Origin of the sequence: Rufibacter radiotolerans (assembly GCF_001078055.1) — a bacterium.
GTDB lineage: Bacteria > Bacteroidota > Bacteroidia > Cytophagales > Hymenobacteraceae > Nibribacter > Nibribacter radiotolerans.
This window is the reverse complement of sequence record NZ_CP010777.1, coordinates 2,311,354-2,332,602: the sequence shown is the minus strand read 5'-3', so window position 1 is coordinate 2,332,602 and position 21,249 is coordinate 2,311,354. Positions and strand designations below refer to the sequence as shown.

16 protein-coding genes are annotated in these 21,249 nt (G+C 51.9%); 7 read left to right on the top strand and 9 right to left on the bottom strand.

What is annotated here, in order from left to right; translation table 11 throughout:
- Nucleotides 1-290: 290 nt before the first annotated feature.
- On the bottom strand, nt 291-968 hold the full coding sequence (msrA, locus tag TH63_RS09715) for a peptide-methionine (S)-S-oxide reductase MsrA (protein WP_053093775.1): 678 nt from the start codon (nt 966-968) through the stop codon (nt 291-293).
- Nucleotides 969-1,203: 235 nt separating this feature from the next.
- Here msrA and TH63_RS09710 point away from each other — a divergent pair, with 235 nt between their 5' ends.
- On the top strand, nt 1,204-2,265 hold the full coding sequence (locus TH63_RS09710) for a ferredoxin--NADP reductase (protein ID WP_048920777.1): 1,062 nt from the start codon (nt 1,204-1,206) through the stop codon (nt 2,263-2,265).
- A gap of 175 nt (nt 2,266-2,440) precedes the next feature.
- Here TH63_RS09710 and TH63_RS09705 read toward each other — a convergent pair whose 3' ends face one another.
- Nucleotides 2,441-4,912: an alpha/beta hydrolase family protein gene (locus TH63_RS09705; RefSeq protein ID WP_048920776.1), complete on the bottom strand. Its 2,472-nt coding sequence runs from the start codon at nt 4,910-4,912 to the stop codon at nt 2,441-2,443.
- 375 nt (nt 4,913-5,287) lie between these two features.
- On the opposite strand from TH63_RS09705, the gene TH63_RS20690 reads away from it, so the two are divergent.
- Together TH63_RS20690 and TH63_RS09695 are read left to right on the top strand one after the other, a co-directional pair.
- Nucleotides 5,288-5,629 carry a hypothetical protein gene (locus tag TH63_RS20690; RefSeq protein WP_048920775.1) on the top strand — a complete coding sequence of 114 codons (342 nt, stop codon included), beginning with the start codon at nt 5,288-5,290 and terminating at the stop codon, nt 5,627-5,629.
- A gap of 149 nt (nt 5,630-5,778) precedes the next feature.
- Complete coding sequence (locus tag TH63_RS09695; protein ID WP_048920774.1) at nt 5,779-6,150, top strand: hypothetical protein; 372 nt, start codon at nt 5,779-5,781, stop codon at nt 6,148-6,150.
- Nucleotides 6,151-6,232: 82 nt separating this feature from the next.
- Here TH63_RS09695 and TH63_RS09690 read toward each other — a convergent pair whose 3' ends face one another.
- Nucleotides 6,233-6,991, bottom strand: a complete 759-nt coding sequence (locus TH63_RS09690) for an MBL fold metallo-hydrolase (RefSeq protein ID WP_048920773.1) — start codon at nt 6,989-6,991, stop codon at nt 6,233-6,235.
- 178 nt (nt 6,992-7,169) lie between these two features.
- Nucleotides 7,170-9,077, bottom strand: a complete 1,908-nt coding sequence (locus tag TH63_RS09685) for a sugar-binding domain-containing protein (protein WP_076606455.1) — start codon at nt 9,075-9,077, stop codon at nt 7,170-7,172.
- Nucleotides 9,078-9,387: 310 nt separating this feature from the next.
- On the opposite strand from TH63_RS09685, the gene TH63_RS09680 reads away from it, so the two are divergent.
- Nucleotides 9,388-10,518: a glycoside hydrolase family 43 protein gene (locus tag TH63_RS09680; RefSeq protein ID WP_048920772.1), complete on the top strand. Its 1,131-nt coding sequence runs from the start codon at nt 9,388-9,390 to the stop codon at nt 10,516-10,518.
- 664 nt (nt 10,519-11,182) lie between these two features.
- Here the strand turns inward: TH63_RS09680 and TH63_RS09675 are convergent.
- Complete coding sequence (locus tag TH63_RS09675; protein WP_048920771.1) at nt 11,183-12,190, bottom strand: PorP/SprF family type IX secretion system membrane protein; 1,008 nt, start codon at nt 12,188-12,190, stop codon at nt 11,183-11,185.
- A 4-nt stretch (nt 12,191-12,194) separates the two neighbouring features.
- Nucleotides 12,195-15,875, bottom strand: coding sequence for an Ig-like domain-containing protein (locus TH63_RS09670; RefSeq protein ID WP_082161616.1), 3,681 nt, complete (start codon nt 15,873-15,875; stop codon nt 12,195-12,197).
- Between the two features lie 945 nt (nt 15,876-16,820).
- Here TH63_RS09670 and TH63_RS20685 point away from each other — a divergent pair.
- The 3 genes from TH63_RS20685 to TH63_RS20675 are packed head-to-tail and all read left to right on the top strand — an operon-like array spanning nt 16,821 to nt 18,731.
- The gene (locus TH63_RS20685; protein WP_231583575.1) at nt 16,821-17,771 is read left to right on the top strand and encodes a multicopper oxidase family protein; all 951 of its coding nucleotides are present in this window, start codon (nt 16,821-16,823) and stop codon (nt 17,769-17,771) included.
- Nucleotides 17,772-17,788: 17 nt separating this feature from the next.
- A complete protein-coding gene (locus TH63_RS20680; RefSeq protein WP_053093773.1) occupies nt 17,789-18,658 on the top strand; it encodes a multicopper oxidase domain-containing protein in 870 nt (289 codons plus the stop codon).
- Nucleotides 18,597-18,731: a hypothetical protein gene (locus TH63_RS20675; RefSeq protein WP_231583587.1), complete on the top strand. Its 135-nt coding sequence runs from the start codon at nt 18,597-18,599 to the stop codon at nt 18,729-18,731. Before TH63_RS20680 ends, TH63_RS20675 begins: the two co-directional genes overlap by 62 nt.
- Before the next feature lie 125 nt (nt 18,732-18,856).
- On the opposite strand, the gene TH63_RS09660 is transcribed toward TH63_RS20675, so the two are convergent.
- The 3 genes from TH63_RS09660 to TH63_RS09650 form a co-directional block, all read right to left on the bottom strand.
- The gene (locus tag TH63_RS09660; RefSeq protein WP_316931966.1) at nt 18,857-19,054 is read right to left on the bottom strand and encodes a YgaP family membrane protein; all 198 of its coding nucleotides are present in this window, start codon (nt 19,052-19,054) and stop codon (nt 18,857-18,859) included.
- A gap of 200 nt (nt 19,055-19,254) precedes the next feature.
- The gene (locus TH63_RS09655; protein ID WP_048920768.1) at nt 19,255-20,445 is read right to left on the bottom strand and encodes an MFS transporter; all 1,191 of its coding nucleotides are present in this window, start codon (nt 20,443-20,445) and stop codon (nt 19,255-19,257) included.
- 200 nt (nt 20,446-20,645) lie between these two features.
- Nucleotides 20,646-21,218, bottom strand: coding sequence for a DUF4256 domain-containing protein (locus tag TH63_RS09650; RefSeq protein ID WP_048920767.1), 573 nt, complete (start codon nt 21,216-21,218; stop codon nt 20,646-20,648).
- Nucleotides 21,219-21,249 lie beyond the last annotated feature (31 nt).

Sequence of the window (21,249 nt, the reverse complement as noted above, 5' to 3'; positions counted from 1 at the left end):
GGGGTGTTTACACAGGAGAGCACGTTTGAAAAAAATCCACTGGCGCGGGTCTTCAGACGCGTGACTTGGGATAACGGGTAGTCTCCAGACTACCCTCGCTGCAAAGCAGCGAATCCACTCATTCCTGACTAAAAGCAATTCCGATTCTGTTTCCTGTGAGTCTGGAGACTCACCCCATCCTTTGCCACGCGTCTGAAGACTCGCGCCAGTTGGTTTTTAAACCCTTGAAGTGTTCCGTTTCCAGCCCGTTTTTCGCAAAACATCCCCAAACCACAACAACTACTCTTCAACTACCGGTTTTTACCCAACGCCAGATAATGCGCCAGCAAAATATTCTGGGCCTCATACGGAAGCCCCAGGCCGCCCAGGTCCTCCATCAGAACGTGCTCCTCTTCGAAACCGCCCAGGTACCCGTTTACCCGGGCCACGGCAGTGGAATGGTTGAAGTCCTCAAATTTAGGGTAGATAGCCTGATAGGTTTGCAAAAGATCGGGGGTGCGGCGGAGGTTCCATTTCTGGTGCCGTTCCTCGGCCAGGTAAAAAATAGTGAACGGATTCACCTCCGTAAAAAGAGGTGCTTCTAAACGCTTCTCGGCTTCCTGGAGAGCGGTTTTAGTTGCCTTTTCCTGTTCCGGGGAGTGATAAAATATAGCTGAGGTGTATTGCCGTTTGTAGGGTTCTTTGGTAGGGGTGTGGTGCGCGAAAAACAGCCTTAGTAATTCCAGAAATGTTACTTGAGAAGGGTCAAACTCCAGTTGTACGGTTTCCATATGTTCGGCCAAATGGCGGTAGGTGGGGTCTGGCGTGGTGCCCCCGGCGTAGCCTACCCGGGTGCGGACCACGCCAGGCTGGGCACCAAAAAGCGCTTCGGGTTTCCAGAAGCAGCCCATAGCCAGGGTGGCAGTTTCTAAGGTGGAGTAGGTAGCCAGATCCACCGCTGGCCGTTTTTCTTCCGGTAAATGGTCCATGGTAACCTTTTACGGCAATAGACGCTTTTGCTTTACATGACACTAGTGAAGGCAAGGTGAAGTTAGGTGAAAGGCCCTTGTTTACCTATTATGCTTGCCTTGGGTTTTGGGCCCGTTTTTTGGAAAACAGGCTTTAAACGCAGGATGTAATTTCACTGGATAAGCTCCAAAAAAACCTAAAGCTACCAAGGCGGGTTATCTCTAACCGCAGATCCTTCGTTTAGAGACCAAAGCAATGAATTTCATTGGCATGAGTACTTCGTTTCAGACCCTAACCATCACACAGATCAAGGAGGAAGTCCCTGGCGTGAAGACGTTTGTTTTTGGCGGAGAAGAGGCAGAAAGCATTGTGTACCAGCCAGGGCAATACCTCACACTGGTGGTCCTGAAAGGGGAGCAGGAGGTGCGAAGGTCCTATTCTATCACTTCTTCGCCTGTGTTGCAGGAACCCCTGAGCATAGGGGTGAAGCGCATTGCCAACGGGGTGCTGTCCCGGCAACTGATAGACCACGCCAAGGTAGGGGATGAGGTGCTTACCATTGGGGCGGGCGGATTTTTTACCCTTCCGCCGGAGGCGGAAGAGCGGTTTGGGCAAGTGTTTTTCTGGGCGGCAGGCAGTGGCATCACACCCATTTTTTCTCTGCTGAAAACCGTGCTCTTCGGCTATCCTTCCATGGCAGCGGTGCTGGTGTACAGTAACCATAGCCCCCAGGATACCATTTTTAAACAGCAACTAGATGCTCTGGCAGAGCGATTCCCCGAGCGCCTGGTGATTCATTACCTGTTCAGTACCAACCCCCGGCTTGACCAGGCCCGGCTGCACAAGTCGCTGCTGGAGGAATTAGTTTCCCAATACGCAGTGGTGCTTTTATCTGAAATATTATGTTATATCTGCGGGCCCGAAAGTTACCGGCGGTTGTGCGTGTATGGCCTTCGGGAATTGAAGGTGCCGCTGGAAAATATCAGGCAGGAGAATTTTAACAGCGTCAAAGTTACCCTGAAGGTAGAGCCGCCAGATACGCGCCGGCACCAAGTCACGCTGTTATACAAAAAGCAGGCCTACCCGCTGCAAGTGCAGTTCCCGGACACTATTCTGCAGGCAGCCAGAAAAGCAAAGATCTTTTTGCCCTACAGCTGTGAGACCGGCAAATGCGGAAGTTGCGCGGCCCAATGCCTGCAAGGGAAAGTCTGGATGTCTTACAATGAAGTGCTCTCCGATAGGGAAGTGGCCCGGGGATTAACCCTCACCTGTGTGGGATACCCCGTTGGGGGTGATGTGGTGCTACAGGTGTTATAAGGCGGCAGGGAAAAAACTGTTTTGAGCCTGTTTTCCGGAAAACAAGCCCAAAACAGAACAACTATTGTTGATGGTGAAGGTGCGCGGCGATTTAAGAATAAGCTGGATACCAACCAGAATAGACAAAAAAAGAGGGCTCCTGGTTGGGGAGCCCTCTTTTTTTGGTGGCAGCCGCTTAGCGCATGCTCTGCGGCTGTGGTTTGTTTTTCACGTATTTCTCCAGCCACTGGTCCATTTCCCAGAGCATGTGCATAACAGATTCCTTGGCCCCGTAGCCATGGCTCTCAGCGGGCAAGACCACGTAACGGGTGGTGGCGCCGTGGCCTTTCAAGGCATTATAGAAACGCTCACTCTGGATAGGGAAGGTGCCGGAGTTGTTATCGGCCTCGCCATGGATCAACAGAATAGGCGTCTTTATCTTGTTGGCATAATTGAACGGCGACATCTTGGCGTACACTTCCGGGGCTTCCCAGAAGGTACGCTCCTCTGCCTGGAACCCGAACGGCGTTAAGGTACGGTTATATGCCCCGCTGCGCGCGATACCCGCGGCAAACAGGTTAGAGTGCGCCAGCAGGTTGGCGGTCATGAAGGCCCCATAAGAGTGACCACCCACGGCTACGCGGTTAGGGTCGGCAATGCCCATCTTGGCTACCTCGTCTATGGCGGCTTTGGCGCTGGCCACCAATTGCTCCACGTAGGTGTCATTGGGTTCTGCGGTGCCTTCGCCTACAATCGGAATATCAGTGCGGTCCAGCACGGCATAGCCGCGGGTTACCCAGAACAAGGGCGAACCGTAGTTGATGCGGGTGAACTCATACGGCGAGGTTTTTACCTGGCCGGCCGTGGCGGCGTCTTTGAACTCCCTGGGGTACGCCCACATGAGCATAGGCAGGCGGCCTTGCTCTTTCTTGTAGCCTTTGGGCGTGTACAAAGTGGCAGTAAGGGTTACGCCATCATTGCGCTTGTAGGTAAGCAACTGCTTGTCTACCCCAATCAGATCGGGGGCCGGATGCGGGAACTTGGTCACGGCCGTCAGTTTCTTGGAACCCACGGTCCGCTTGAAGTAGTTGGGCGGGTCATTCTCTGACTCACGCAGGGTGATGAAAATGCCTTTCTGCGGGTCCAGCACGTCAATAGGCCGCTCATAGTACGGAGCCTCAGAACGCCATAGAATGTCTTCTTTTTTAGTGACCAGGTTAAACTTACTCAGAAACGGGCGGTTCCCCTGCGGCGAGCCCCCTTGGCTGATCATATACAGGTTTTGGCCAGACTTATCGGTCATGAGTACCTGGCGGCCGTATTGGTTTTTGGTCATGACCGGCGTGCCAGGGTCATTGTACAGGTCTTCATACGAACGCTCCACCAGCACGACCGGTGTGGCGCCCGGTTTGCTGGGCTTTACCAGTAAGCGGCGCTCCTGGCGGGTTTTCCACCAGCGCTCGGTCACCAGTGCCATGTCATTGGCCCCCCAAGTAATGCCACTATAGCGGAGCTTGGTACCTACCAGGGCTACGGGTTTGTCTGAGAACGGCGCCACCTGGGTGTAGACTATGTCCCTTACCGGAACCTCTTTCTTGTCATCGCCGCCGTCCTGTGCCTCTACCCAGTACAGGCTGGCGGGCTGGTCTGCGCGCCAAGCCACGTTTCTGGGGCCAGTGGCCACGGCGTTAAAGCCCGTAGGAATGTTTTCGCCCAGTGGAATGTCTGCAATCTGCTTCACCATTTTGCCCTGGCGGTCCCAGACCTGCACCGTGTAGGGGAACAGGCTAGCGGGCACCAGGTAGGAGTAAGGACGTTGGGTGGTGGCTACCAACAAATACTGGCCGTCTGGCGAGAAGCTGAACGAACGGTAAATGCCGGTCCCGCCTATGTTGGTCTGGGTAGCTCCGTCTAAAGAAACCTGCACCAGTTGCCCTGTAAGAAGGTAGTCAAAGAGCGCTTCGTCCTGGCGGTTGCGCAAAAGATCCTGGTAGGTGCGGGAGGGGGCGGTGCGGCCCAGGTTTTCCTGGATGACCGGCCCAACCGGCGTGCTATTGGTTTTGGGGGCCACGCCCCGTTTGGAGTCCACCAGTTTCACCAGCAGGGATTTGCTGTCTGGGGTCCAGGTGAAGGCGTTGCCGTAGGCGTCATTCACGGTGACAGTGGTAAGTTTGCGCGCGGAGCGGTCCTGCACATTCAAAACCCAAAGCTCAATACCGTTGGCTACCGTGTTCAGGAAGGCCACCTGTTTCTCGTCTGGGGACCAGGTAACGTCTGTGATTTTGGCGTTCTGCGGCAGCCCCTGGATTTTCATTTCCTGGCCGCCGTTAACCTTCTTCAGGGTGAGGTTGGTGAAAGACGAGCCCCGGCTGGAACCGTTCACCGCAGGGTTGATCCTGAGGCCGCCAATGCGGGCCTCGGGGGCGGCTACTTCCTCAATAGAAGGATAGCCGGGCCGCTCCATGAGCAGCATCCATTCGCCTTTGGAGTCAAAACTCACCGATGGGGTGGCCGGTGCCTCAATCAGTTTGGCAATAGATTCAGCGGGACGCTGGTAGGCCACGTTCAGGTCTTTGCCCGTTTGCCCCATGGCCGCCGGCGTGCCCAGGCCCAGTGCCAGGAACAAGACAGCCGCCCGGGAGCGCCTTGAAATAACGTTTATCTGCATAAGATGAATTGTTTGTTTAGCTTGGTTCAGCTAATATACCATTTTCCCAAGATTTTGGCTATTCTCCGTTTATGGGGTGTTTTTCCCGTTTTAGCCTTAAATCAGGAAGCTGAAGCAACTGCCTAAAATTTAAAAATTCCTTGATGCCCGGCAGACTGCTTCAAAAAAATATGATGTAACTTGCGCCGCTTATGTAGAGCCAGCGTCTGTAAAAAGACATATTGAAGTTTTTTCTTTTTTTGAATATGGCAGGGTGTTTTATCATCTTCCAAAGATAAATCACCTGCTGAAGGAAATATATAGAGAAAGTTCCATTTCTGGCTTCATACTTGCTGCCGCATGATAAGAGATTTTTTGTCCCCTAATGCTGAACCCATGAAAAAGCAATTATTACAGTTATTTGTGTTGGTCTTGGTAGTGATCACGGCCGCCAGCTGTTCCAGCTCCAGAAAGACCAGCAGCTCCCGGTACCCATCGGGCACTGGTACCAGAAGTCAGCGGACTTCAGATATCCCAGGCATCTTGTTCCCGGGCAGTAGAACGTCTACCCAAGGCATGCCTCCGGGCCAGGCCAAGAAAGTATACGGTGACCAGTCGGCCAAAGCCTATGCCCCGGGGCAACAGAAGAAAGCCGGAAACGTGGTGTACCGCACCTCTGAAAGCAATTCCAAAAGCAACGGTAAAGGAAAGAGCAAAGGAAAAGGCAAAAAGCACTAAGCCATCTATAGTTTCTGAAAGGGGCGCCTGCAACGAGCAGGCGTCCCTTTTTGGTTTAGGTGTTCCGCTATTCGTCTGCGCGAAAGGCAGGCTTGGCTAACCTGCCTGTGGTCCTCTGCGTACCTATACCACAACTAACCACTTTTGACATGGCTACTACAGACGAAGAAAACGATAGACCGGGGAGACCCAACAGCGTGAATGATGATTACCACCAGCGCAATGCCCCGGGCAACAAACCAGACCCATCGGCTAAACGCAACATAGGCCTGGGCGGGGAAACCGAGCGCAATGACCAGAAAGACCGCCTGGAAAACCTGCACATACAGGGCAATGAGGTGACCGGCTACGGCAGCAACAACCCTGACAGCAACGAGTCCAGCAACCAGGGGCCCGGATTTGCCAGCGAAGGCAGCCACCAGGGCGTCTCTGGGGAGGGAGGCAATGGAATCAGGTCTTCTGAGCAACCCTTGGGCGCTAAAGAGACAGAACCCGGTGATGAAACCGGCAGCCGTATCTAAGAAGGGCACCAAAACGTCAGCCCACAAAAAAAGCCTTACAGAACCAATTCTGTAAGGCTTTTTTTGTGGGTAAATTTTTTTGCTACAGCGCCGGATACCAATTCCTTAGCCGCACCTCAATCTTGCGGTTCTTGGCTTCCACTTTGGCTTTGAAAGCGTTTACGTCACTCAAGCCTTTCTGGCCCCGGTAATGGTAGGGGTAGACCACCTTTGGCTTGAAATTCAGCACCGCGTCGGCGGCCTGGTCCACATCCATGGTAAAGGGAAGATTCATGCAGACAAAGGCCACGTCTATATCATCCAGGTCGCGCATTTCCGGTATGTCCTCGGTGTCTCCGGAGATATAGACTTTCTTGGTGCCGATGGATAAAACGTACCCATTGCCTCTTCCTTTGGGGTGCCGGGAATCTGCGGTTTCGGGCAGGTTGTACATGGGCAGGGCCTTGATATGTATATCCATCACTTCCATTTTATCGCCGTTGTTCAAGGCCATGGCCTGGGCTTTCATTCTGGCGGGCAGTTTGTCAATGACGGCCTGCGGCGCGATGATCTTTGCGTTGTGGATAGGGAGGGCCTCCAGGGTTTTCAGGTCCATATGGTCGCCGTGAATATCGGTGAGAAGGATGATATGCGGACTGTTAAGTCCGGTGTATAAGTTCGCGCCGCCCGAGGGGTCTACCCAAATGGTTTTTGCGTTCCACTGCAGTACCAGTGAGGCGTGCATGACCGGCTGGATAACCAGCTTTCCGCCGTTTGTTTTCATACGGTCGGCGGGGGTTAGTTTCTGGGCATGGGCGGTAAGCGTGACCAGGTAACAGAGTAAGGCAAAAAATCTCTTCATGCGCGTTTGGTTATAGGTGGCTGTCTCTTCCTTAACTCAGGAAAGTTGGTATTGTTTCAATTACTTCTGGCTAGCGCAAGGCTTTTCATTTACGGGCCGTTTTTCCTAAAACAGCCTTAAAACAGCAAGTGCCCCACTCTTGAGAGAAAGGGCACCTGCCGTCAGTAAAGATTAGGGTCTAATTGCTCCTGCAGCTTCCGTCATCCTGGCCCGAGTTCAGCAGTCCAGCCGGCACCGAGAGCGCGCCGGTATGTGGGTCAATAAGCCCGTTGCGTTCATCCTCAATGTTGGTGGCCTGCGTGTACACATCGCCGGCAATAGGCCGTTTCCTTAGTTCCTGCTTGAACTGCTTTATGCGCTCTGCCCGCTCGTTCAGGTCATTAGGCCCGCCGTAGTCTGAGAACCCAAAACCGCCCCATTCGCTCACAATCAGGGGCACCTGGCCCCGGAAGAAATATTGGTCGCCCACCACCAGCGGGAAAGCGGCTACGCCTTCCATCTGCCCGGCGGTTAATTGGTCCAAAAGCTCTATCCAGCGAGGCAGGTCTGGGGTGTACAGGTGCGAGGTGAGAATATCAGACTTCAGTTTCCCTTCATAGGAAATATGCTGCCAGCCGTCATTGTCTACCACCAGAAACTGCGGGTATTTGATCTTCATGTAATGGAATGTGTCCATGATGTACTGCCGGGTCTCTGGGTTGGTGGCAATGTCCTGGGCGCCCCAGTCCTCGTTGTACAAACTCCAGATGATCACCGCGGGGTTGGTCTCAATCAGGGCCAGCATCCGGAGCAGTTCTTTCCAGTGGTTCTCGCGGCTACGCTTGGTGGAGGTATGCGGGCTAGGCACTTCTACCCACAAAAGCATACCAATTTCATCGGCCAGGTTATAGATACGGGGGTCTATTCCGGCAATGTGCACGCGCACCAGGTTACAGCCCAGCTCTTTCATGGCGTACATATGGCGGCGCATTTCCTCATAGGTGGCCGTGCCCGGTTGGTAAAGAATACCGTCTATGTAGATCTCTGAGTTGTTAAGGTAGATATGCCGGCCCCGGGCCTCAATTTTCCTGAGCCCGAAGTGCCCGCCAATCTCGGCGGCGTACCCGCTGTGGTCAATCAATTGGGCCTCAAACCTGTACAAATGTGGATTCTCGGGGCACCAGATCTGAGCATTGGGGATCTGGATGACCACGTGTTGCTGCTTCTGCCCAGCCTCCAGCCTGAGCTGGAAATCTGAGGAAGCTAGCGGTTGGTTGTTTTCGCCCTCCCGTTCGTACACATGCAACCGGAGGGTGTACTGGCCCGGGTCATGTATTCTGGTAGTAAACCCAAAACGCACCAAAGAGTCTTCGATCAAGCTGAAAACGCCAACCCTGGACCGTAGCCGATTCCGTTCAATGGTCTCCAGCCAAACGCTGCGCACCGCCCCGGAGAAGGTCTGGTACCAGATACCGCCGCGCTTGTACACGTGAGATTCCTGCTTGCCGCGGGGTACCTCAGCATCCATGCTGTGCGAAATGCGCACTGTGAGCCAGTTCACAGGAAGCAAGTGTTCCTCGTTTATCTCAAAGGAGAAAGAGGTGTACTCCCCGTAATGGACGTCTCCGCCTTCTATATCGGTTAGGAGCCGACCGTTGAGCCATACGCGCGTTTCATAGCCGCAGGCCCCAAAGGTGAGCTGGTACATGGTCTTGCCATTGCTCTCAATTTTTTCGGGCCTGGTAAATTCGCGCTCATACCAGGCAATGATCTTGTCTTGCCAGGGCGCAGCCTGCACCTCGCCGCGGGTTTTGGCCATGTGCTCTTCCACGGAGCCCGGCCAGTGGGCAGTATGCGGGTATTTATGGCCCAGGTACCAGCCTTCCAGCAAGCCTCGGTCTTCCTGATCCAGCTGGAATTTCCATTCGCCGTCCAGCAAAGAGTAGGTGTTGGGCCGAAGTACGGTGCGAGGGAGGGCGTTCTGGGAGCTTCTGTCTACGTTAGGCTCTACAAAACTGTCTATCTCAGTAGAGCCAATAGATTTATTGGTAATCTCAGACTCCTCAATACTTTCAGTGGCGCTGAGATTCGGGTTTGGATTTGTCATAGTTGGCAATTGTGTGGGAACAGAGTCATTTATGTTTTTTGTCTTAAACGGAATTTTTTTCCCCCAAGGTTGCCTACACGTTGAAAGCATTGGCCAAAAGTCCGTATTCAACTAAAGATACCCGTTTTTAGCCCGTTTTCTCAAAAAGGGCCTTAAAACATAAAATAAACGAGAGATAAGCAAGAGGAAACGAACAAATCAAAAATTAAAGCCCCCTGAAAAAACCTGTCAATTCCAGTTGAAATCGGTTGCGAATTGCGTGGCCTTTTGCCTATCTTCACCCCTCCAACCACCTAAACGCTAACAAACAATGGTACAACCACAACCTTTCCGCTACCTGGTTATGGCGGCCCTTTCAGCTGCCGTGCTGACTTCTGCCTGTGAACAAAAGAGACCCCTGGGTACCGCCGACGCGGAGTCCGCTGACTCTACCGCCACGGCAGATACCACCGCTGCAGCGCCAGATACGGCCAACTACCTGTCCCAACCCCTGGTCACCGACATTTATACCGCAGACCCGTCGGCCCACGTGTTCAACAACAAGATCTACATTTACCCCTCGCATGACATTGAGGCCGGCACTCCGGAGAATGACAACGGCGACCACTTTGACATGCGCGATTACCATATCTTCTCCATGGACAGCATAGGCGGCAAGGTTACCGACCATGGCGTGGCGCTGGACATCAAAAACATTCCGTGGGCCAAGCGGCAACTCTGGGCCCCAGACGCGGCCTTCAAAAACGGAAAGTATTACCTGTATTTCCCGGTGAAAGACAAGCAGGACGTATTCAGAATTGGGGTAGCCACCTCCACTTCGCCCACCGGTCCGTTCAAAGCCGAAGCCAAGCCCATTGCCGGCAGCTACAGCATTGACCCCGCCGTTTTCACTGACACAGACGGAACCTCTTACATGTATTTTGGCGGAATCTGGGGCGGCCAGTTGCAGCGCTGGGCCAAAGGCAAGTACGACTCCACCGCTACCCCTGAACCTGCCACCGGCAACGCCCTGGCTCCTAAAATGGCCAAAATGCGCGCTGATATGCTAGGCTTTGAAGGCCCGGTGAAAGACGTGCAGATTCTGGACGAGAACGGCAAACCGTTCCAGGCTACCAACCATGACAAACGGTTCTTTGAGGCCGCCTGGATGCACAAGTACAATGGCAAATATTACTTCTCTTATTCCACCGGAGACACCCATAACATTGCCTATGCTATTGGTGATTCACCTACCGGCCCCTTCACCTACAAAGGCGTGCTCCTGAACCCCGTGCAAGGCTGGACTAACCACCACTCTATTGTAGAGTTCAAAGGCAAGTGGTACTTGTTCTACCATGACACCCAGCTCTCCAACCAAACGCACCTGCGTAACATTAAAGTAGCTGAATTGACCTACCAGCCCGATGGCACCATTAAAACCATCACGGCCCTGAAGAAATAGGCAAGAGACAGTAATTCTTTTTTCAAATCCCCGCTTCTTATTAAGAAGCGGGGATTTGTGTTTTAAGCCTGTTTTGAGGAAAACGGGCTTAAAACATATGCAGGAGGTAAGTCTGGTAAAAGGAAGTAAAAAGGCTGAAAGCTGTTTTAGATATTACCCCTTAAGTAAACCAAGAACGGCGGGCGGAATAGTTATAAAAGCAGAAGGTTTTTTAAGCAATTCTATGGCGCGGATTTACTTCCGTTTTATATTATTTATAACTGTGCTGTTCGGGATTTGAAATCCCGAACGATGGAAAAGCGGATTTGCAATCCGCCTGCCGAGAGCCAGGAACCAAGACCGGGTACACCGCCGGGGATTACAAATCCGGAAGAGCCAGAGAGCAAAAGAGGTAGTGCTGGAAACTCCAAAGACCTCGTAGTGTGCGCAACTACTACGAGTGTCTGTGCCAATAGCTTTTTTTCATTGGCGCAGAAATACCTTAAGTGATTTGCTCTTAAGTGCTCTCATGAGTAAACACCCCCATTCGCCCCCCTCAAGGGGGGAGTCTTCAGTGATTAATTAGTGTTGCATTTCGGGGCTGTTTTCTGGAAAACACCTTCAAAACAAAAGCCTGTCCGTGATAGACAGGCTTTTGTTTTGCTTCCATAAAAATAACTTAAGATTAGTGCATCCAGCGGGGACAGATGACTTTGCCTTTGTTGAAGAGTTTTAGCCCTAGCACAATCTCATGGGAACCGGTATTGGCGATGTTTAGGGGTGAGGTGTTGTAATCATAGGAGTAGCTGGCATCCATGATGTGGCTGATGTTCACGCCGGTCATAATGGCAAACGCGTCTTTGTTGCGGTAAGAACCTCCCACCCACACGCGGTCGGCGTAGACGGCCCGCAGGTTAAAGTCCAGGGTAACGGGGCTGGGGTCGGTGATTTTCACCAGCACTGAGGGGATTAAGGTAAGGTCATTCCTTACGGAGAACTTATAGCCCACTGTTCCCACGTAATGCCTCTGCAGCACAGCACTGGTAATCTTTTCTTCCCCTGAATTTAAGTCACGGTCGCTTTTAATGAGCTGCGCCCCGGCCAGGCCCACAAAGAACTGGTTAGAGTAAATCCAGGTGCCTAGCCCAAAATCAAGGTAATTGCGGTTAATGTAATCGCTGGTAATGGCCGGGTCATTGGGGTTGGTAAACGTAGCCTCGCTGGCATTAAAGCTGTTCCGGAGAAGCCCCGCGCTGGCGCCCATAGCCACCGTTACGGTCCTAGTGATGGGCAGGTGGTACGCATACGTCAGGTTGACGCTGGTACGGCTCAAGGGACCGGTTTTATCTCTAATGGCCTGAATGCCCACGCCGTGGTGCGGGTAGGCCTGCACAAAGCGGTTCTGGTTGACGGTCCGCGTGCTGCTCAATCCCTTTCCCTGTACCCGCACGCTTTTCAAGGCTTTATTCAAGGGGGTGTGGGCGCTTACGTAATAGGTTTTTGGCGCGCCTTCCAGGCCCACCCATTGCTGGCGGGTTCCAATCTTCACGTCTGTGTAGTCTTCCATGCCGGTAATGGCCGGGTTCAGCAAATAGCTGTTGATCATGTACTGGCTGTACTGTGGCCGCTGTTGTGCCCAGGCGGGAGCAGTCAGGAGCAGCGAAAGCAAAAAGGCACCTATCTTCTTCGTCATGGGATTATCTGATAATGGTGACGCTGCCCGTGAAAGGTTTGTCATCTTTGTTCAAGCGGATAATGTAGTAGTAAGTAGCCAGGGGCAGTGGACTGCCGTTGTGGGTACCATCCCAGGGCACGTAATTGCCCGTTGATTTGTACACCTGGGCGCCGTAGCGGTTAAAGATCTCCACCGTGGCCTCTGGGAAGTTTTCAATGTTCTCAATTTCCCAGACCTCGTTAATGCCGTCACGGTTCGGGCTGAATGTGTTTACTATTTTAATGCGCGGCAGCACGGTAATAGTGATCTCATCGGTGGCTTCGCAGCCCGCCGTAGAGGAAACCGTAACGGTATAGGTGGTGGTCACCGTTGGCGTAGCTATAGGGTTAGCAATGTTAGGGTTACTAAGTCCGGTAGTTGGGGTCCAAACATAGGTAGTTCCGCCCGTTGCCCGCAGCGGTACGGCTTGCCCCTGAATGATAGTGGTATCACGTCCTGCATTGGCCACAATTGGCACCACGGTCACCTTCACAGAGGCCCGGTTAATGCTTTTGCACTGGTTACTACTCACGGCCTGCACATAGAAGGTGGCATCTGAAGACAACGGACCGGTTTTCACTTCGGGGCCTGAGAAGACAGGGGTGCCGCCAATCTGCTGGGTAAACCACTCATAGGTGACGCCCGCCACGGGGTTGCTTACCCGCAAGGTAGCCGGAACGCCCGGACAGGTTTGCACATTGGGAGCTTCCGCCGTAGGCGTAGCAGGCGCTTTCTCCACGGTGACGGCAATCACATTAGACAGGTCTGGCGGACATGCGGTACCTTTTGATAAGACTGTTCTTCGGTACCAGGTATCTTGTGAAATGAAAGGCGACGTGTAGTTCTGCCCGTTGTTAGGGTTGGTAGCCGTGCTAGGGGCAGGCGTGAAGCCCGTGGTGGCACTGGTGGTACTGCTTTCCCAGAGGTACTCCAACTCCCCGTTTCCGCCAGCCGCCGTGGTGCCGGTCAGCATGACCATGGCTCCCTGGCATACATTGGTTTGAGTGGCCGAGATTGAGTTGCCTGTGATAGGCGGCACTATCGTGATCACGACTACATTACTGATGCTGGGGGCGCAATCACCTTCCACTAACCGGATAGTTCGCCTGAAATAGGTGGTCTGGATTAGGGTAGGCGGCGTGTAATTCTGGGCATTGGCGCCGGTAATAGGCGTAAAGTCATTGGCGTTCCCTGTCAGGCTGCTTTCCCAGGTAATGGTCCGGTTAGCTGCCGTTCCGCCGCCTGTAATGGTAGAGCCAATTAACGGGGCTGGGGCCGAAGTGGTAGAGCAAAGGGTTTGGTCGCTTTGGATGGTGTTGGGGCCAATAGGCAGAACAACCACTACCTGCACCACCGCTGATGAATCTGAGCAGCCCCCGGCCGTAGTGCTTAGTATGCGCCGGAACCAGGTGGTAGCGGTAAGGGCACCCGGTGAATAGTCTGTCATACCCCGTGAGGCGGCAATGTCACTGAACCCTGCCGTAGTGCTGGTGGTACTGCCTTGCCAGATCACAGTGAAATTACCGCTGGGCGAACCCGTGATCTGGGGGGCGTTATTGCCTTGGCAAATAGTGGCTTTGTCTTTGCCCGCAATAGAAATGGTATTGCTGGCGGGAGGTTGCACTACGTTCACCATGACCACGTTGCTGGTGTCTGGCGAGCAGGAACCGGTGGCCACAATCCTCCTGAACCAAGTGGTAGCAGTTAAGGCGTTGGGAGTGAAATTAGGCGGAGTACTGGTACCAGATGCAGGGCCGAAACCAGCCGAAGGACCAGTAGTGCTGCTTTGCCAGGTATAGGTAAAGGCCGTGCCGCCCCCGCCGGTAGGGGTGGTACCCGTGATAGACCTAGGGAAAGGTTTTCCGGCGCAAATCTCTTCCTGCGCTTTGGTAAGTGAAATGGTATTGTTACCGATGGCAGGCACCACGTTCACCGTGAATGGGGTGCGGGTAGGGCTTTCGCAGCCCTGGGTATTCTTGGCCGTCACATAGTACACCGTGGTAGTGGACAGGCCTGTAGTTTTAAGTTCGCGGCCAGAGAAGAGGCTGGTGCCGCCCGTTTCCTGGGTATAAAACTCAAAACTGGTGCCCGGGCCACTGGGCCTGATGGTGGTACTATCTCCGTTACAGATAGTGACACTGTTGGCCGTAAACTGTACCGCCGTAGGTAAGGGGTTAATGGTAATGGTGGCTTCTGCAGGGAACATTTCAAAGTCTCGGGAGTTTCCGCATTCGTTTTCTGTGATCACGGTAACCTTAAACGTGCCCGGGGAGCCAAACCTGATCTCCGGAAATTTAGAGGCCGCAGTGGTGCCGTTCACGAACGTTACCCCGGTATTGGGGCTTACAGACCATGCGAAGCTTTTTTCAACTTTCCCCAAATTTATATCATACTCTACTTTTTGTGCATCGAATAAAATAGTGGCGGGCCCGCAAACGGTAGAATCAGCAAAGAGCATGACCTCCGGCCGAGCAATCAAGGCACTTTGGGTTGCCGTGTCTTGGCCACAGGAGTTGGATACTATGAGCCTGATGGTATAGCGGCCTTCAATGTCAAACCTAAGAACGGGTTCTCTGGACGTGGAATCTGTCCCTTGAATGTAAGAAAAGCCACTGGGTGGCTGTCCCTGACTGTTGGTCACTCTATACCGGTAAGTAAGATTACCACCGGTGGAGGTGTCTTGAATAGCAATAATGACCGGAGTACATTGATTATCTATAAGTCGCTTCTTGCCAGACCGGGCGTCAAAATCTGCCTTGGGTTTACGGTCAATCTTAAAGTCTTTGGTGTAAACAGAGTCGCAGCCATTGGCGCCAATTGCCCTGATGGTAATCTTGAAGGCACCGGTGGTATCATAAGGAACGGAATTCCGGATAGGGGTGGTACTGGTGAATTGATCTGGCAAAAATACTTTAGGTCCTGCGCCATCCCCAAAGTCTACAATATACTGGGTAATGTCATTAGGAACGGGCGTATTGTTCAGAAGCGAGGCCTTTACCTTGATGGTGTCCTTTTCCTCCACGCACACCTGGAAGTTGCTGCTGTCTTTGGGGGCGGTAAAACCTGGCTTTCTGTTGATAGTGACAAACCTGGAGTTATTGGCCGACCGACAACCTGCTTGACTAACACCATAGACGGTTACCGGGAAATTTACTGATCCAGCCCCAATAGCGGTATAGGTATGGCTTACGGATGTGCCAACAGTGGTAGAACCGTCACCAAAGTCCCAGACATAGGAGGTGTTAAGAGAAGGATTAGTGACCGTAAACTGTATGGGTGAACCAGAACACTGAGCTGTGGTGGGGTTAGTGATAAAATCTGGGGTAGCAGGAATGGGATTAACGGTGACCGTAACCGGAACTGAAGAAACCGTACATGGCGGGCTACTGCTGCTGGATACCCTTACAAGGTAATTGCCTGAAGCCGTGGCGCTGAACGTTGATTGGGTAGCGTTAGGAATATCAACCCCATCTTTGACCCATTGGTAAGTAAACGTATCCCCTGCCGGATCGGAGGTTGCGTTTGCGGTTAAAAGAACACTAGTGCCCTGGCAGACGGGTGTTGGGCTAAGGGGCGTTATGTTCACACTGCAAGCAGCCTCTACCAGCGTAACGGTACAGAGTAACAGCAGAAAGATGAGCAGACAACTTTTAATGGAATGCATCCGGTTTCTTAAAAAAAGTAAATGATACCTAGTAGGGTAAACTTTTTAGAGAAGAAATCAGAGAATGACTAAACCGTCTGTCCACCCAGAAGAGATGGCTATCCAATAAGGAAACAAAGAGATAGAGGTGAGGTATTAGTTATATCAAATCTTTTTTCTTCTTAAGGTGAATAGGCTCCTGAAATTATAACCGAAAAAAACAGAAAATATTATATGCCACTCCCAGACTAATCCTTTGGAAAAGTATTAATCCTGAGTACAAAAGAACCTTTCCTTTTTGCCGGTTTAGCCCATTAAACCATACCTAAAGATAAGCCAATAAAACAAAAAGCACAAAACGGTAAAAAGCTCCAGTTTTTAGGCTGTCTTACCCTTTAAAAGAGTTACTGAAGGCCTGGTGCTGGGCTTGTCCCTAACAGGCACATACTGTCAATTTGAAAATTAGTTTTACCCTATGTCTGAGAAAACAGGCCATAAACGCAAATGTTACAAATAGGCTGGCGGGCAACCATTCATTTCAGTTACTTAAGCTCCCAAATAACAGCCTTTCTTTTATTGCTGGAACAGGTAATATAGGTTGTGATGTACGAGATTTGGCCACAGGGTAGTTTTCCTTTTGCACTTTTTTACCTGCAAGAGTATGAACCTGTCTAATTAATCCATCTTCCAGAGAATTAGCTCATTTGAAAAAAATCCCGTAAAAAAGTTATATGATTTAAATCATTTTAAATATAACACAAAGGTTTTTCCTTTGTAATGCCCTTTGTCCTCTGCACAAAAGAGGAGCCCCCCTGAAGTCTGCCGCAATTTCCCACGGAACTAAATCAATGGTGAACAATGAAGACTTTTTACTTATTCCCGGTTAGGGGGGCTATCTTCTTCCTGGCTGGATGTTTCCTCGCCCTGATGCCACTTAAGGCGCAGGAACTCTTAGACCCTCAGGCAGTGCCTAGGTTTGTAAATCCGCTGCCTATTCCCTCGGTAATCAATGCCACTTCTGCCTCTGGCAGGCAAGCCATCACCATGACCATTTCCCAATTTCAGCAGGATCTTGGCCTGGGTTTGAAAGATGCCTTTGGGAACCCCGTCCTGACTACTGTCTGGGGATACAACGGCCAATACCCTGGCCCCACCATTCTCGCCACCAAAGGGAAACCCTTGTATGTGAAATGGCTCAACCGGTTGGTAGATGCCAACGGGAACCCGTTATCGCATTTATTGCCGGTAGACCAGTCCATCAGGTGGGCCAATCCTGCTACCCCGGGGGTGCCTACAGTGACCCACCTGCACGGCGGCCATACAGAATCCGCCAGTGACGGGCTGCCCGAGGCCTGGTATACTCCCTACGCGCAAAGCAAAGGCCCCACCTTTAGAAAAGGGGAGGAAATTCCCTATTTCTATGAAAACAACCAGGATGCCGCCACCATCTGGTACCATGACCACGCCCTGGGCATTACCCGCCTGAACGTATACGCCGGGTTGGCTGGCTTCTATCTTCTCACCGATGGGTTTGAAGAAGGGCTCCGGCGAAGCAACCGCTTGCCCGCTTCGCCTTATGACATTGGGCTGGCTATCCAGGACCGTCTGTTTACCGCAGAGGGCCAGTTGTTCTACCCTTCAGAACCGGAGGAAGAAGGCGTGGGTGCACCCAGCATCTTACCAGAGTTCTTTGGCGATATCATTTTAGTGAATGGGAAGGCATGGCCCGTTTTGCAGGTAGAGCCCCGGCAGTACCGCTTTAGGTTGTTGAATGGGTCAGACTCCAGGTTTTATAACTTAAAGCTGACCAAGGGTGTGAAAATGGTGCAGATTGCCTCAGACCACGGGTTGCTGCCCCAGCCAATCCTGCAGGAGCAACTCCTGATCGCCCCGGCGAGCGGAAAGAAGTCATCATAGATTTCTCTGATCCTGCCTTGAAAAACGAAACCATTATCTTCACGAATGATGCCAGCACCCCTTACCCGAACGGTGACCCGGTAGACGCAGATGACAGCCAGGCGCAGATTATGGCCTTTGCTGTGAACCTCGACCTTAACCCTGCCTACCCCTTAACGCCGGTGCCACCAAGTTTTAACAAGCCTTTGGCAAAAGTACCCACCGCCACCAAAACCAGAAAACTTATCTTGTTTGAAGGAGAAGACGAATACGGCAGGCTTTTGCCAATGCTGGGCACTATGGAGGGGGGAGCTATGGAATTCCATGATCCTATCACGGAGAATCCGGACCTGAACAGCACTGAAATTTGGGAGATCTATAACCTGACCCCCGATGCGCACCCAATTCACCTCCACCTGGTCTCATTCAGGATACTGAGCAACCAGAAATTTTCCGGGACGGTGAATGAGGAAACCGGAGCTTTGTCTAATGTGCAACTGGAAGGACCGCTCATGCTGCCAGAGCCGGGGCAGGCCGGCAGAAAAGATACCTATCCGGTGGCGCCCGGCGAGGTGACCCGGCTGGTGGCAACCTTTGACAAAGAAGGGCTCTACGCCTGGCATTGCCATGTCCTCTCGCATGAAGACCATGACATGATGCGACCAATGTACATAGGCCCTTTACCTGCTTCCATGATGACAGCCGAAGCGGAAGAAGACGCAGGCCAATTGTTTAAGGTGGTGCCTAATCCATTTTCAGGGTCTGCTACGGTACAGGTGAAACTGAAAGAGGCATCTGAGGTAAGCGTTAAACTACTGGAACCTGAACGGACAGGTGGTGCACCATATACCCGGGCAACAGTACGAGAAAGGAGCGCACCAACTCTCCTTGAACGGACAGGACCTTGACGCGGGAATCTACGTCTGTGAGGTGGCCGTGAACAACCAGTTCTACCGGCAAAAACTGATTTTGACCCGGTAACCGGAAAAGTGTAAAAGAAGAGTTTAAAAAAGGGATGCCCCGCTATGGCGGGCATCCCTTTTTGCGTTTTAGGGCTGTTTTTAGGAAAACGGCCCCGAAACGCAAAACACGTTACCTGAGAGTTCCTAAATCCTTTTGGCAGGGCAGGTGGAGAACCCCAGCAAAGCATATAAGGGGCAAAATGCCACCAGGCTGGTGAGGAGCAAAACGGCCGCAAGCACCAATAATACAATGCCCATGGTACCGCCAATGATATTGGTAAAGTAAAGGATGGCAAAGATGATGGCCATCACCACCCTGATCACCCTATCAGTGTTTCCCATATTAGTTTTCATTGGTAATAAGAAAAAATAGGAGGGAGGGGAAGATGAAGCAACAAAAGAGACAAGGGCCATCAACTTAAGGCACCACGTTCCTTGAAAAGCAGGCATCGCCCTATATTCTAAGACCACATAGACATGGTTTAGAGAAGCAGTAAGGACGCTACTAATTCTTACTGGCCCAGCAGAAGAATGTTGTCATTTTAGGTGGGAGTTTCTTCGGTAATGGGTTGCGGGGCAGGAACGGTGAAGAAGTAAAACAGTACCACCAAGGTGGCTACCGCAGTAGTGATAAAGGCGGCGGTGGCCCCAAACTGGAACCAGACAAACCCGGTCAGGGAACTGGCCAGCATGGTACAGATGCTCTGCAGCCCGGTATAGGTGCCAATGGCGGTGGCGGTGTCCTTTTTTAGGGTGATATTGGAGATCCAGGCCTTGGAAATCCCCTCAGTGGCTGCGGCGTAAAACCCATACAGGAAAAACAACCCGAAGAACAGGTACACATTCGCATTCATGGCCATGCCCGCATATACGGCAGCGAAGGTGGCAAACCCAAGCAGGAGGATGGGTTTCAAGCCGATTTTATCAGCTAGGATACCCAGCGGAAAAGACAGCAGGGCGTACACCAGGTTGTAAAAAATGTAAATGGCTATGACCATGGTGTCATCTAACCCGGCTTGTTTGGCTTTCAGTAAAAGAAAAACGTCTGAGCTGTTAAACAAGGTAAACGCCAGTAAGCCCGCTACCACTTTTCGGTACGGGGCTGGACTATCTTTCCAGTAATGAAGAAAGGAGAAAAACGGGGTAGAGGCTTTGGGCTTCGCTGCAGGCGCCGTACTTTCCTTTAGGTAAAAAGTAGCCAGAATGGCCAGCAAGCCAGGAATAAACGCAATGTAAAAAAGGGTCTTGTAGTCTTCCGGGTAATAGTAAAGGTAGAGCAAGGCAAAGCTGGGACCCAAGACCGCGCCCAGCGTGTCCATGGACCGGTGAAAACCGAAGACCTTGGCTTTGGTGGACGGTGTAGCCGCATCTGAAAGCAGGGCATCACGGGCGCCCGTCCTTATCCCTTTCCCGAACCGATCCAGCGTTCTGACCAGAAACACCCAGAAGGGAAATACAAAGAGGGCCATCATAGGCTTAGACAGGGCGCTCAAGCCATAGCCCAACTGTACAAAAGGCACCCGCCGGCCCATGGTATCTGATAGCTTCCCAAAATACCCTTTGCTTAGCCCGGCGGTCGCTTCGGCAAAGCCCTCCAGCACCCCAATGAGAACCACAGAAAAACCAATGGTCTTCAAATAGATAGGCATGATGGGGTACAGCATTTCGCTGGCGGTGTCTGTGAGCAGACTCACAATTGACAGAACCCAAACGGTCTTGGTGATATATTTCACGAGCGGCAGCGGTTATTATGGAAGCACCTATACTTTAATAGAAAATCAAACTTGAGCAGCCTGCATTACTACCTTTTTTGCCGTTTGCCCCACCTTGTATCAACCTGGTGGCACATTCAGGATCCCCTTATTTAACTGACTGTTTTGGAAATAAATTTGTGCTGCCAGATGGTTAACCTTCCATTGCTTTTATGAAAAGACTACACCTTTAGCAGGCCCCTAAAGGCTCTGGCTGCATAATAAGATTGTGCTCCGTTATGGTAGGTAAAAACATGGTCATACCGGCGGTCACAGAAGAGTGCCCCCCCCAGTTTCCTAATCCCATGAGGAGTTTGTACCCAGCTGGAAGTTTTCAGGTCAAAGTTGCCCAGTTGCTGCAATTGGCGGTACTGCTGCTCGGTTAAGAGGTCAATGCCCATAGCCGCGGCCATGTCCAGCGCGTTGTTTTCCGGGGCATGTTCTTTCCTGGACTCCAGCCCTTCGCGGTCATAACATATACTTCTGCGGCCTTTGGGGCTTTCAGCAGCACAGTCAAAAAAGAGATAGTGGCCGGCTGTGTCATCAAAGCCTACCACGTCTGGCTCACCGCCGGTTCTTTCCATTTCATACAGCGACCAGAGTTTCTCAGGACTGGCTTCCAACTTTGCTTGAACGACCGCCCAATGAAAGCCTAAGTGCCGGTCCATGTTTTTTTCAAACCGGGTTTTTAAGGTGTGGAGCAGTTCTTCCTGTTGTTCCAGCGACAACGTCTTTTGGTTTTTGGTAGCCAACATGTGGTAGTTGAAGGAGAAGGTTTGACATTGT